The following is a 13,547-nucleotide window of genomic DNA, read 5'->3' on the forward strand; positions in this document are numbered from 1 at the left end:
TTCCCTTCTTCAGGTTCTGTCGATGGCCCGATAAGCCGCGATCAACCGCTCCTCGCCCTCGCGGCCCGCGAGCGAATTGCCGTGCTCCATGCCGATCACGCCGGTGTAGTTGCGGCCGCGCAGCCAGCGCACGATATTGGCGTAGTTGATTTCGCCCGTGCCGGGCTCCTTGCGGCCGGGATTATCACCGAACTGGATATAGCCGACCTCCGCCCAACAGGCTTCGAGCGTCGGGATCAGGTTCCCGGACTGGATTTGCTCATGATAGAGGTCTGCCAGGATCTTCACGCCGGAACTGTCGGCGCCGCGCGCCACCGCATAGCCCTGCGCGATCGACTGCATGAATACGCCGGGATGGTTGGTCCGGGTGTTGAGCGGCTCCATCACCAGCGCAAGGCCATGTGGCGCAACGATGTCTCCGGCGCGGCGCATGCAGTCTATGATGCGCCCGGTCTGGATTGCTTCCGGCACCTTGCGGTCCATGAAGCCGGTGACAACCGTCATGTGCCTGGCATTCAGCCGCTTCGCGACTTCGATCGATGTACGGATATCGGCCAGGAAGGCATCCCGGTCGGCATCGTCGTTGCTGCCCAGGACCGGCCGGAAGTCGGCCCACTTCGGCATGCTGGCTACGAAAACACCCATGGTCATGTTCCGCTGCGACAAGGCGCGGGCCATGGCCTCCTGCTCGGCGACCGGCCGCTTGCGCGCCTCGTTGTCCTCCCAGGCGCGAAAGCCCTGATCGGCAGCGAACGCGATCTGTTCGAGCAGGCCGCCCCGACTGGCGAAGCTTCCTTCGTGCGGGGCATAGCCCAGCGAGAAGTGCGCGGCGTTGGAACCGCCTCCACCGCCGGCGTTCCTGGCAGCCGCCGACAGGGCCGGAGCTGCGGCGGCGGCCAGGCCGGTGGCGATCACGGAGCGTCGTGTCAGGCTCATGCCACGCCCTCCGCCATGCTGCGCGTTCGGCGGCCGGAGCGCCTTTCGGCCAGCCAGATGGCGCCGAACACGACGAGCAGCGTCAGCGGCACGAAGGCCAGCCGCGCGAAGGACTGCGATGCGGCGGCGTCTTCCACGGCGCGCAGCGCGGCGCCGCTCAGCCGCGTGAAGGCTTCGGGCCCACCGGCGATCTTCACTTTCGCCTCGTCGAACATCTCGCCCAGACGCGGCAGCACGAAGAAGCTGGCCAGTGCACCCGCCGATCCCACCAGCCCCAACGCCCAGGAGTCTCCGCGCGGATAGCGCTCGGCAACGGAAGCCAGCATGGTCGGCCACATCGCGCAGACGCCGAGCCCCCATACGGTCGAGGCCAGGATCGCGGAAACCGGCGACTGGGCCTGCGACAGGAGGAACAGGCCGATCGCCGCCAGCAGACTGGACACCCAGAGCAGCCCCGGATTGGAGAGACGCCCGGCAATCCGTCCGGCGAAATGGCGGAACACGAACATCAGCGCGCTGACGTAGACCAGCAGCAGAATACCGCGCATCCCGACCCGATTGCTGAGAGCGACATCGATCCACTGGCCCGGCGCCAGTTCCGACGAAGCGGTCAGGAACATCGCCCCGAACCAGACGAAGAAGCTGGGACGGCGCACCACCTCCAGCATCCTATCCTTGGTTGTACGATCACCGACGGCGGCGGGAGGCTGCGGGAACCGGGTCGTCGCGCCGATCAGGATGACGCCGAGGGCGGGCAGGAACACCAGCGCCATGATCGCCTGCCACGGCATCAGCGGCGCCAGGAACACCCCGGCCAGACCGCCGACGATAAGGCCGCCGGGATACCAGGCATGAAGAACGTTCAAGCGATGCGTCGTGTCTTCGGGATAGAGGCGGGCGGTCAGCGGGTTGATCGAGGCTTCCGCAAAGCCCCAGCCGATGCCGCTGAGCAGCATCCCCAGCCACACTACATGATAGACCGCCATGCCGGTTGCAAACAGCCCGGCCGTGACGATCAGCGTCGTGCCGATCAGGAAGGCCACGCCGCAGCCGATCAGGACACGGCGGATGCCGATCCGGTCCAGCACGGCGCTGACCACGAAGACGGTGATCGAAAAGCCCAAGAACGCCGAACCCAGTGCCGCGCCGATCATCTCGCCCGCCGCGATCGGCGCGATGGGATCGATCCATTCCGCCTTGAGGCTACTTGCCACCGCGGCCCGCAGGGATGCGCTCATGGACGCGGTGAAGAGCGCCAGAACGCTCAGCCAGAATAGTCTTTGCCGGTTTACGCCCGTCATGTCCGATCCTCTCCCCCCTTAGCCTCTTATGCCCCGCCTGATGTTTCCGATCGGGGCCGTGCTTGCTTCGCTGTCAGGTCAGTCCCAACCAGCGGCGGTTGTTGGCGGGATCGCCACCCCCCGCGAAATCGTCGAACGCACGTTCCGGCCTGCGGATCATATGCGCTTCGATGAAGGGGGCGCCTTCGCGCGCGCCGTCTTCCGGATGTTTCAGGCAGCATTCCCATTCCAGCACCGCCCAACCGTCGTAGCCGTATTGGGTGAGACGCGAGAAGATGCCGGTGAAATCGACCTGGCCGTCTCCCAGTGAACGGAAACGACCGGGGCGATCGACCCAGTCGGCATAGCCGCCATAGACGCCCGCCCGCCCCGTGGGATTGAACTCCGCATCCTTCACATGGAACATCTTGATGCGATCGTGGTAGATGTCGATGAACTGAAGGTAGTCCATCGCCTGCAACACGAAATGGCTGGGATCGTAGAGGATATTCGCGCGGCGATGGCCGCCCACCGCATCCAGGAAGCGCTCGAACGTCAACCCGTCATGCAGGTCTTCTCCGGGATGGAGTTCGTAGCAGAGATCGACGCCCTCTTCGTCGAAAGCGTCCAGGATCGGACGCCAGCGACGCGCCAGTTCCGCGAATGCGTCCTCCACCAGCCCCGCCGGACGCTGCGGCCAGGGATAGACGAAGGGCCAGGCCAGCGCTCCGGAAAAAGTCGCATGTGCCGCAAGCCCAAGACGACGGCTCGCCTTGGCCGCCAGCTTCAGCTGATCGACGGCCCAGGCCTGGCGCTCCGCGGGCTTGCCGCGCAGTTCCACCGGGGCGAAGTTGTCGAATGCCGTATCGTAGGCGGGATGAACGGCAACCAGCTGCCCTTGCAGGTGGGTGGACAGTTCCGTGATCTCTAACCCTGCCTCTCGGCAGCGGCCGGCCAGTTCGTCGCAATAGTCCTGGCTTTCCGCCGCCAGCGATAGGTCCATGCAGCGCGGATCGTTGCTGGGCACCTGGATACCCTTGTATCCAGCCTGCGCCATCCACCGCGCGGCATTGTCCAATGTGTCGAAAGGCGCCGCGTCGCCCATGAACTGCGCCAGGAATATTGCCGGACCCCGCATGGCCTTGCCGCCCCTTTACTTCAGGCTTTTGAGATAAGCGATGATCGCCGCGCGCTTGGCCGGATCGGGCGTACCGATGGGCATGCGCGTGCCGGGCACTTTCTTGGCCGGTGCCGCCAGGAACGTATCTAGGCTCTGATCGTCCCAGCGCAGCTTGGCGCCCTTGAGCGCCGCCGAGTAGTTGAATCCGGCAACCGAAGCCGCCTGACGGCCCGAAACGCCGTTGAGATTGGGCCCGATGCCGTTCTTGCCGCCGTTGTTCACGGTATGGCAGGCCTTGCAGGCGTTGAATGCAGGAGGCGCGGCCTGCGCGGCGGCAGGCTGCGTGCAAATGGGTAATGCGAACATCGCCGCAACAATGGCAGCGGTCGGTGTTCGGATGAGGGCTGCTGTCATGCGCATCCTCGACTCTCCATCTATTTTCTTATTGCCTAACGTTTACCGGTAAATCATATCAGATCAAGGCCTGAAATAAGGGCTTGGTGTCGATCGGGAAAAAGGGAGAGGAACATGAAACGCACCTTGCGTCTTGCGATGGCCGGAGGCGGCGAAGGCGCCTTCATAGGAGCGGTTCACCGCGCGGCAGCGGCGCTGGACGGAGACTGGCGACTGGTCGCCGGCGCGTTCAGCAGCGATCCGGACCGCAACCGCCGCTCCGGAGAAACGCTGGGGATCGAGCCCGCCCGCACATATGAGTCGCTGGACGCGCTGCTCGCGGCGGAAGCGGCTTTGCCGGCCGACGAGCGCATCGATGCGCTGGCGATCGTCACGCCCAACCACCTTCACGCCCCCATGGCCATTGCCGCGCTGGACGCCGGCTTCCACGTCTTCTGCGAAAAACCGATGGCCCTGAACATGGAAGAGGCACGTCTGATCGCGCAGGCCGCCTCCCGATCCGGCCGTCATTTTGGCCTTGCTTTCACGTATAGCGGCTATCCCCTGGTGGAAGAGGCCCGCGTGCGCGTGGCCCACGGCGACTTCGGCAGAATCCGGCTGGTACAAGTGGAATACGCGCAAGGCTGGCTCAGCAAGGCGATCGACCGGGAAGGCAACAAGCAGGCAGAATGGCGAACCGATCCCCTGCGCGCCGGCCTGGGCGGCTGCCTGGGCGATATCGGCACCCACGCCTTCCATCTGGCGGAACATGTCTCGGGATTGCAGGTGCAGGAACTCTGTGCCGAACTTTCCACGTTCGTTCCCGGTCGACTGCTGGACGACGATGTCAGCGTCCTGCTGCGCTTCGATGGCGGAGCACGCGGTGTCCTCAAGGCGACCCAGGTGGCTGCGGGTGAAGAAAACGGACTGAAGCTGAGGATCCACGGCGAATACGGTGGGCTGGAATGGGCTCAGATGGAGCCCAACACTCTGAAACTGCGCTGGCTGGACCGTCCGGCGGAAGAAATTCGCGCAGGTGGACCAGGCCTGGCGGAATCCACAATGCGACTTTTGCGTACACCGTCAGGGCATCCGGAAGGATACATCGAAGCTTTCGCCAACCTCTACCGCGCCTTCGCGTCGCAAATTCTGAGCGGGAACGGGGCCGCTGGCCATGGCGCGTTTCCCACGGTCGATGCAGGCCTGCGGACGATGGCCTTCGTCGAGAACGTCGTCGCCAACAACGCATCCACCGTAAAATGGACGAAGCTCGCCGACGAATGACATCACAACCCGGCGATAAGCCGGTTGTCGGACGCTACCGGGGGGAAAGCGCTCCCTCGGCACGACGAGCCGCCCCAATAGCCGGGCGGCTATCCCGAACTAACCCGCAATAGTCCTGCCGCACCGAGCCGGTTCGAGCGACTATTGCGGCAGATGTCGGGAGCAAGCCGATGCGAGAGGGTGCCGATAACGAACTGTTTTCCGAACTGATCGCCACTTGCGACGGCATGCTGTCCCCGCAAGTCTACGCCCGCGTCCATGACACGGCCTTGAGAGGCGGGCTGATCGTGGAAGTGGGAACCGCGCTCGGCGCTGCTACCGTAGCCCTGGCGTTGGGATTGAAAAGCTCCGGGATGCCGGGGCACGTCTATACATTCGATCCCATGACCGGCGGTCCGCGGCGGTCCGTCAAGTCGCCCGAGCAGCGGATCGCACGGATCGAGGAAAGCCTGGCACGCTACGGCGTTTCCGACCTCGTCACGATCACCCCTCGCGATCTCGCAAGCGGTCTTGAGGTCTTGCCCGCAGACCAGCCCATATCGGTTCTGATGCTGGACGCCGACGGGCGGATCGATCGGGATCTGGAAACGCTTCAAGGGCGGCTTGCGAAGGATTGCGCCCTCATCATCGACGATGTGGCCGACCGGGTCCGGGTCAAGCGCCAGGGTTCGACCTACCGGATCGACAGCAAGATGCGGCTGTCATGGCTTCTCACCAACATGCTGATCGACGCGGGCAAGCTCAGCCCGGGCCAGCGCCTCGTCGACACCTACTTCGGCGAACTCATCACCGATCCGGACCGGATCATAGATCCGCATGAAGCTCTGGCGATCTATCGACAGTTGGTCTTCCAATCGGCCTCGGCCAATCGCCTCCAGCGCCTGCGCGCGCATCTCATCGACTGGGGCCAGGACCTGGCGCCCGATTTCGCCGCCCGGTGTCGCCGCGTCTATCGCCGGGCGAAGAGCCGCCCCCTCCCCGCGCCGGAGCATTGCGAGCAGGATCATCAACCGATAGCGCCGGCCTCCACCGGGATATCCGCGCCCGTGGCATAGCCTCGAATTGCGGATCAACCAGGGATGTCCAGGATCGCGCGCAGCTTGATGGCAAGCTGCTCGATGGTGAACGGCTTGCCTATCAGTTCGACCCCCGAATCCACGACCCCGTTATGAACGACGGCGTTGCGGGTATAGCCGCTGGTGTAGAGGATCTTCAGATCGGGCCGCCGCCGAAGCGCCTCTTCCGCCAGCTTGCGCCCGTTGATGTCCGGCATGACGATGTCGGTGAAAAGCAGCGTGATCTCAGGATCGCCATCCAGAATCCGCAAGGCCGCAAGGCCCCCATCCGCCTCCACCACCCGGTAGCCAAGGTCTCGCAGCGCTTCGACGCTGAACTGGCGCACGGCCGCCTCGTCATCGACGACGAGAATCGTTTCCTGCTGGCCGCCGAGCCGAAGCTCTTGCGGATGCTGGACGGCGGCCTCGCGGTCATCGCCGGTGAAGCGCGGAAGATAGAGCTTGATCACGGTGCCCTGCCCAGGTTCGGACCAGATTCTTACATGCCCGCCCGACTGCCGGACGAAACCATATACCTGGCTGAGGCCGAGCCCGGTGCCCTTGCCTACCTTCTTGGTCGTAAAAAACGGATCGAAGGCCTTGGCGGCAATCTCCTCGGACATTCCGAGGCCCGTGTCCGATACGGCGATCAGCACATAGTTCCCCGCAGGTGCCCCCGATGATGCGAGGCCGTCCTGCTCCTCGGCGTTTCGCGTCTCGATCGTAAGGCGACCGCCGTCGGGCATGGCGTCACGGGCATTGACCGCAAGGTTGAGGATCGCGTTCTCCAGCTGGTTGCGATCGGCGTGCGTGCGCCACAATCCGGGTGCCAGCACGGTTTCGAGCCGGATGTCCGCGCCAAGCGAGTGGCGCAGAAGTTCCGACATGCCGGGAACGAGCTTGTTCGCATCGACGACGTCCGGATTCAGCGGCTGTTGGCGGGAGAACGCCAGCAGGCGTTGCGTCAGCGTCGCTGCGCGTTGGGCACCTTCCGTGGCGGCATCGATATAGCGCCTGACTTTGGTATCGGCTTCGCCCACCCGGCGGCCGAGCAGGTCGAGCGACCCGATCACCACGGCCAGCATATTGTTGAAGTCATGTGCGATCCCGCCGGTAAGCTGCCCTACCGCCTCCATTTTCTGGGACTGCCGCAGCGCTTCCTGGGCTGCCGACCGCTCCGCCACTTCCGCGGCGACGCGCGCCTCAAGGGTCTCGTTCAACTCGCGGAGGCGCGCTTCGGTGCGCTTGAGTTCGGTGATGTCCACCACCGTGCCGATGAAATGAAGCGGTTCGCCGCTCTCGGTGAAGACCGAGCGTCCTCTTGCCGCGACCCAGCGCTCGACGCCGTCCTCGATGCCCAGAGTGCGGTATTCGATATGGTACTGGCCCGTTCCCCCGGGCGCGATCGCTGCGGCGACCGCCGCTTCGGTCGCCGCGCGGTCGTCAGGATGAAGGCCGTTGAGGAAGGTGCCTTCATATGTCACGGCCGCTTTCGGAGAGAGGCCGAACAGCGCCTTAGTCCGCGCGTCCCAACGCAGTTCGCCGGACCGAAGGTCGAGATTCCACGTGCCGATCGCCGCCGCCTCGGTGGCCAGTCTGGCGCGCTCCTCACTTTCCCGTACCGCGGCTTCGCGGACGCGGCGCTCGGTAAGATCCTGCATGGCGCCGATCATTCGCACCGGCCTGCCGTCTTCGGCACGCAGCACGAAACCTCGATCCAGCACGTCTGCATAAGCGCCGTCCGAAGTGCGGAACCTGTATTCGGACGTCCACGCCGTTCCCTCGCCGTCGATGGCGGCATGGATCTCGTGGTCTACGCGATCGCGATCGTCGGGATGGATATGATCGAGCCACCACTGGGCCCCGGTTTCGGTATAAGCGTGGCCGTACCGTCGTTCCAGGGCCTCGTTCCAGACGACATGCCCGTCCGCGATGCGCCAGTCCCAGACCGCATCGTTGGTTGCCCGCGCGGCCAGCCGATAGCGTTCCTCGGTTTCGCGAAGCTCGGCCTCGGTGGCCCGGCGACCGGTAATGTCCACCGAAGAGCCGATAAGGCCCACCACCTGCCCATCCTCATCTCGGAACGGCGCCTTGGTCGAGAGCCAGACCGCCTCCCGGCCGTCGGGATAGGAGATCTGCTCCTCGATCTGCACGACCTCTCCGCCGGTCATGATCGCTGCGTCACGCTCCATGACGCCCGCAGCTTCCGCCGAATTGCCGAGCGTTTCGAGGTCGGTCTTGCCGATCATCTCGACGATCGGCCGGCCCACCAGTTCGGACGCGCCGCGATTGGCCACCATCATCCGGCCCTGCCTGTCCTTGGCATAGACGACGCCTGGCACGGCCTCGATAAATGCCTCGAGCAGGCGCATCGCGCTGTCGCGCTCTTCCATGAGGCTGTGTCGTTCGTCGATGTCGATGAGAACGCCGGGGAAGGTCACGGAGCCGGTCTCCGGATCCGTCTCGACGCGGCCGTTGGCCTCGATCCAGTGGTAGGTTCCGTCGCGCCTCTTCACCCGATAATGGTGGGCATAGGTGCCACCACGGGAAAGGGCATCGTCGATCGCAGCGGAAAGGCCCTCCCTGTCGTCGGGGTGGACCGTCGCGACGATCTGTTCGAGGCCGATCCCGGAATCACCAAGCGCCGGATCGACGCCGAACGCATCGGCGAACTGTTCGTCGAAGGTGAATTTGTCCGAGGCGACATCCCAGAACCAGGTGCCGACGATCGCACCGGCCGCGAGCGCCAGGCGAACCCGGTCGGTATCGGACAGGCCTTTTACCTGCGAATCTGCAGACCCTGCACTTTTCATTCGTCGATCGTCTTCATGCTTTCGGATTGCTCCCAATGCGCTGCGGCCTCGACCAGCATAAACCTGCGGACCGGAACGAAAACGCGTGCCAGATCATCCGCTGTATAATGCTTGTTCGGAAGCTCAAACACCAGGAACGCGCTTTCCGCCGAATGGGTTGCGCCAAGCCGCTATCGCGACGGCCTGGCGAAGGAAAGCGCCAAGGACAACCCGCACCGGGATCATTCTTACGTTTCGCGCGTAGTCTCTCTTCCGGTCGCAACCATCGGGCATTCCCCCAAGCCAAACGGACTTGTCGTAAATGAAAGCTGAGATACGAGACTTGCGTGATCATCACGCCCACGTACAGATCGTCGTTCCTACGCGGCACAAGGCCTTTTCCTATCAGATCCTTGCTGGCCCGGCGCTTGCCCGGCACCTTGCGGATTTGCCGGGCCTGCCGATCTCGGTGGTCTGCGACCCCGCGGCAGGACCGACCCGCGCCCTGCCTGGCAACAACCATTAGGGTCTGACGACAACCATAGGCTCTGACGACAGCCATTAGGGCCATGCTGCCGCACTGACGCCAGGGCCGTATCAGCTGCGCGCGCAGGCGCCCAACGCCGCCAATACCATGCGATAATCGGCATAGGCTTGTTGTTTGGCGGCAAATGTCCCCGAGACGTAGGCATTCTGCGGCGGCGAGGGCGGCATGAAGCAGGCAAGATTGTACCATTCCAGCGTCTCCCCCGCCGGTGGCCGCAATGGGCCTCCCGCGACCTCCGAAAACGAAACGCCCCAGGTTTCCGCCCGCCCGGGCTCGTGACGCACGGAGATGGTCGCCCTGCCCTTGTTGGTATCGAGCAAAATCTGGGTGAGCCCCTGCCCGGCCAGGTCGCCCTGCACGAAAGTCAGTTCCCTGACGCCCGTCACCGGAGCAGACGCACCGGGCGCCACCAGCGCGCGAAGAACCGATCGAAGCCTTGTTTCGCGTTCGGCGGACCAGAGTTGCTGGGCGGTGGGTTCCACCAGCCTGATCTCCTGAGGACGTCCGGGTACGCGCTTGGCGAAAAGAAAGACGTCCCTGTTCTTCAGCGCCGCAACGCTCTCCGCTGAAGCTGCCGAAAGGTCCACCAGATAACGCAGCGAACCGCCAATTCCGCTTTGGCCATAGAGCAGCGCGCGAGTGCTCGCTTCTGCATAATAGAGCCGGCGGGTGGATGAAGACGCGCCGGACGCCGTCGCGGGGACCGGATCCATGCGCGTCACCCTGGCCAGGACCACCAGATCGGCCTTTTTCGAAAGCTCGACGGTATCGACGTAAGTCCCCTGGTCCAGCGATCGCGACCTGACCTGAGCTTTCGCGAGGTTTGGCGCGATCAAGCAGGCGGCAGCGGCAAGGCCCATCGCGACTTTGGTGAAACGGTCAGACATGGATCATGGGTTCCGCTGACGGGACGTGAAGAGAAGAGCGCAAGGATTTATGCCTGGCCCCGGCCTCCCCCGCAAGGAAGGCGAAATCCGAACCCGCCGGTCGCTGGAATATCCTGAGGCCGAACTCCGGCATGATCGCCAGGAGATGGTCGAATATGTCGGCCTGGATGTTCTCGTAGCGCGCCCAGACCGTCGTCGTGGCGAAGGCGTAGATTTCAAGGGGCAGCCCGTGCTCGCCGGGCGCGAGTTGGCGCACCAGCAGCGTCTTGTCATCGGCTATGTCCGGCCTGGACTGGAGATAGCCCAGAACATAGGCGCGAAACGTGCCCAGGTTGGTCAGCCGGCGGGCATCGAGAATTTCGTCGCGCGCATGGGCCTCGTTCCATTGGCATACCTGCTCCTGCCGTTCCCGAAGATAATCGCGAAGCACGCCGAAACGCCCCAGCTTCGCAAGATTCTCATCATCCAGAAAGCCGATGGAATTCTGGTCGATCATCATCGCACGCATGATCCGGCGGCCTCCGGATTCCGACATGCCCCGCCAGTTGCGGAAGCTTTCGGTGATAAGCCGGTAGGTAGGGATCGTGGTAATCGTCTTGTCGAAATTCTGTACCTTCACGGTGTGCAGGGCGATATCGATCACATCGCCGTTCGCATCGAGCTTGGGCATCTCGATCCAGTCTCCCACGCGCACCATGTCGTTCGAACCGATCTGCACCGATGCGACCAGGGAAAGGATGGTATCCTTGAAAACCAGCATGAGAACCGCAGCCATGGCGCCAAGGCCCGAAAGCAGAAGCAGCGGCGACTGGTTCATCAACGCCGCCAGCACGAGGATCGCGGCAGCGGCATAGACCAGCAGGTTGGCGACCTGAACGTAGCCCTTGATCGGCCGGTTCCCGGCATCCGGGCGTCGCTGGTACAGTTCGTTGCCGAGCGTGAGCGTGGCCGTGACCGCACGCGCGAGGGCCAGGATGATGATCACGGCGCAAAGGCTGTGCGCAAGCGAGACGAGCTCTGGCGACAGCCCGGGCACGGCGGCGATCCCCGCCTGGACGATCACGATAGGCAGAATGTTCGAAAGCCGTGCAACGATCGCGCCGACATGACGGGCTTCGGCTTCGAAAGGGGTGCGACCGAGCAGGCGAAGCACACCCTTGAGCACGATCCGTTTGGCTACCCAGTTGGCCAGGCAGGCGCTTGCCACCAGCACCAGCAGGGCAAGGCCCGTCTGCATCCAGGGTTCGCTGGCCCAAGGCGGGTTAAGGGCGGAGAAGGAGGGCATCGATCGGGTATTCTCGGTAAGCAAGACGTTTCCTCAAGGGGGTTGGTGAAGCGAACCTCGTCGTTATGGCACGATAGCAGCGTGATGTTGAAGCTGGACTATCCCCAGGCCTGTAACCGGGCGCGATGAGATGGAGCCTGAACGACAAGCGTCGATGGGCGTGCCGCGACCATCAGGCGCCTAAGGTTGGAAACGGCGCCCTGCCCCGCTTCCGGCGAGGCGCGCATACGCTGGCAAAGTTCCGCACGGGTCGCCCTGCGGATCGGCGATGACGAGCGCCAAGCTTGTAGCGAACAACCGCCGCAATCACCGTTTCGGATAAGTTGCCAGTTTCACCCTGAGTATCTGGCGGGCACCGGTAAAGTTCAGCCCCCAATCCACCTGATCGCCGTTCCAGACGCGTGATAACTTCCAGTTCTCCTCCGCGTCGTAGCTGCCCTCTTCCACTCGGTCGATGATGATGTTGCCAAGGGAAGGATCGGCGAGCGCGAATTCCACCCGCGCGAAATAGCCGGTCACGAGGTACTCGTCAGGCCCGATGCGCGCGATTGCGACGCCGCCGCTGGGGTAGGCGTTGCCCTTGGGCGGTCCGTCGCCAAAATCGCCTCTACCGAAGCTGACCTGGGCAACATATCGCCCAAGCTTCAGCACTCGGCGGTGTTGGTCCGCCGGATCTTCCGGCTCGGCGGCTCCCCAGGTCTGCCCCTCGAAGGCGAGCCTGGCCCAAAGCCTCGCAAAAGGCTTGAAAAGCATGTAGTTGGCCGCGAAGGGAACCAGGGGATCGCCTTCCAGCTTCGGCGTGGCCGGAAAGACCGGCAAGTACCGGGTGTAGTCGATTCCGAATGGCGACCAGCCGATGGCGCCCCGCCCCATGGCCTCGAAGAAGAAGCGCGCATATTCCTTGGCGTGGCCGGTTTCAGGCACGAACAGAGCGTTGTCCGGCCTGTCGTAAGCGTCGAGAAATCCGACATAGGCCTTGTGCGCGGGATTGTAGATGTCGGGCGCGACGATATCGAGATGAGGCGCCGCAGCCTTATAGACATCGATGACGGTGTTGGCCGGGCCACCGCTGGCATAGCTTTTGGCATCCTGCCACGTGAACGGATCGCCCGGCAGCGCCGCATTGGCATACATCGGCAGTGGCTTCTCGGCCTTGCCCGCAGCGGCAACAGCATCGATATAGCGGGCAACGTGCCAGGCATGGAAATAGAGATCGGCATCGCGGCCGAACAACGCGGTCCAGCTTCCCGCCGGCTTCTTCATCCGTTTATGCAATGCTGCGGGCACGGGAGCGGCGAAGGCGGCATTGGCGGCGGGTGAGTGATCGCGCGGCAAGCCGTAGGAGCCGGGTTCGTTCTCCACTTGCACCATGATGACGGTGTTTTGCGGGTCGACTTCGCGCAGATGGCGCAGGAGCGCCGCAAAAGCCTTGCCGTCGGCCTTGAGCGTCTCGGTTCCGAAAGGCGAAAGCGCGTAGTGAAGAGTACCGTCCGGGCGAACCATGCGGGGGAAGCGGCGGTTGTCCAGCTTGACCCAGCGCGGCGCATATTGCGGATTGGTGTTCTTCCAGGTGGCGAACCACAACAGGACAAGCCTCAGGTTTCGGGCGCGCGCCTGCTCCAGCAGGGTATCGACGATGGTGAAATCGAACCGGCCCTCTTGCGGCTCGATCTGCTCCCAGCCGACCGGGATCTCCACCGTGTTCACGCCGAGCGCATCCATCGCCGGCCAGACCCGCGGCAACGCGTCGGGCCAGGCGCTGGAGTTGTTGATCTGCGCTCCCAGGATCAGGAACGGCGCTCCGTCCACGATCAGGGCGTGGCGTCCGTTCTTCTCCGCAATGCGCGGGGTTTCGGCATGGGCGCCGGAAGCAACGGCCAGCAGCGCCCCAAGCGCGATAGCAAGGATAGTGCGCAGGCCCTTCACGCGATTCCTCAACCGTTCCGTCTTCATGAACCTCTGCCCCGC

11 protein-coding genes are annotated in these 13,547 nt (G+C 63.9%); 3 read left to right on the forward strand and 8 right to left on the reverse strand.

From position 1 onward, the window contains the following. Positions 1-9 precede the first annotated feature (9 nt). The 4 genes from RT424_RS08640 to RT424_RS08655 all read right to left on the reverse strand — a co-directional run bounded on the left by RT424_RS08640 (position 10) and on the right by RT424_RS08655 (position 3,756). Positions 10-936 (reverse strand): hydroxypyruvate isomerase family protein, encoded by a 927-nt coding sequence (locus tag RT424_RS08640; protein ID WP_313436386.1) that lies wholly within the window; start codon positions 934-936, stop codon positions 10-12. Continuing rightward, positions 933-2,237 carry an MFS transporter gene (locus RT424_RS08645; protein ID WP_313436389.1) on the reverse strand — a complete coding sequence of 435 codons (1,305 nt, stop codon included), beginning with the start codon at positions 2,235-2,237 and terminating at the stop codon, positions 933-935. Before RT424_RS08645 ends, RT424_RS08640 begins: the two co-directional genes overlap by 4 nt. 73 nt (positions 2,238-2,310) lie before the next feature. Continuing rightward, entirely contained in the window at positions 2,311-3,354 is a 1,044-nt protein-coding gene (locus tag RT424_RS08650; RefSeq protein WP_313436391.1) for a sugar phosphate isomerase/epimerase, read from the reverse strand. Between the two features lie 15 nt (positions 3,355-3,369). Beyond that, the gene (locus RT424_RS08655; RefSeq protein WP_409521460.1) at positions 3,370-3,756 is read right to left on the reverse strand and encodes a c-type cytochrome; all 387 of its coding nucleotides are present in this window, start codon (positions 3,754-3,756) and stop codon (positions 3,370-3,372) included. Positions 3,757-3,864: 108 nt separating this feature from the next. Here RT424_RS08655 and RT424_RS08660 point away from each other — a divergent pair, with 108 nt between their 5' ends. Both RT424_RS08660 and RT424_RS08665 read left to right on the forward strand, forming a co-directional pair. Further along, positions 3,865-5,013: a Gfo/Idh/MocA family oxidoreductase gene (locus RT424_RS08660; RefSeq protein WP_313436393.1), complete on the forward strand. Its 1,149-nt coding sequence runs from the start codon at positions 3,865-3,867 to the stop codon at positions 5,011-5,013. Between the two features lie 170 nt (positions 5,014-5,183). After that, complete coding sequence (locus RT424_RS08665; RefSeq protein WP_313436395.1) at positions 5,184-6,068, forward strand: class I SAM-dependent methyltransferase; 885 nt, start codon at positions 5,184-5,186, stop codon at positions 6,066-6,068. Between the two features lie 14 nt (positions 6,069-6,082). Here the strand turns inward: RT424_RS08665 and RT424_RS08670 are convergent, their stop codons facing one another. Then, complete coding sequence (locus RT424_RS08670) at positions 6,083-8,881, reverse strand: PAS domain-containing protein (RefSeq protein WP_313436397.1); 2,799 nt, start codon at positions 8,879-8,881, stop codon at positions 6,083-6,085. A gap of 301 nt (positions 8,882-9,182) precedes the next feature. Between RT424_RS08670 and RT424_RS08675 the strand changes: the two genes are divergently transcribed. Further along, the gene (locus RT424_RS08675) at positions 9,183-9,386 is read left to right on the forward strand and encodes a hypothetical protein (protein WP_313436399.1); all 204 of its coding nucleotides are present in this window, start codon (positions 9,183-9,185) and stop codon (positions 9,384-9,386) included. A 71-nt stretch (positions 9,387-9,457) separates the two neighbouring features. On the opposite strand, the gene RT424_RS08680 is transcribed toward RT424_RS08675, so the two are convergent. From RT424_RS08680 to RT424_RS08690, 3 genes are all read right to left on the reverse strand, one after another. Then, positions 9,458-10,294, reverse strand: a complete 837-nt coding sequence (locus RT424_RS08680; RefSeq protein ID WP_313436401.1) for a hypothetical protein — start codon at positions 10,292-10,294, stop codon at positions 9,458-9,460. Then, positions 10,287-11,579, reverse strand: coding sequence for a mechanosensitive ion channel domain-containing protein (locus RT424_RS08685; RefSeq protein WP_313436403.1), 1,293 nt, complete (start codon positions 11,577-11,579; stop codon positions 10,287-10,289). Before RT424_RS08685 ends, RT424_RS08680 begins: the two co-directional genes overlap by 8 nt. Before the next feature lie 306 nt (positions 11,580-11,885). Continuing rightward, a complete protein-coding gene (locus RT424_RS08690; RefSeq protein WP_313436406.1) occupies positions 11,886-13,532 on the reverse strand; it encodes a DUF5597 domain-containing protein in 1,647 nt (548 codons plus the stop codon). Positions 13,533-13,547 lie beyond the last annotated feature (15 nt).

This window comes from Novosphingobium sp. (assembly GCF_032093395.1).
Taxonomy (GTDB): Bacteria; Pseudomonadota; Alphaproteobacteria; order Sphingomonadales; family Sphingomonadaceae; genus Novosphingobium.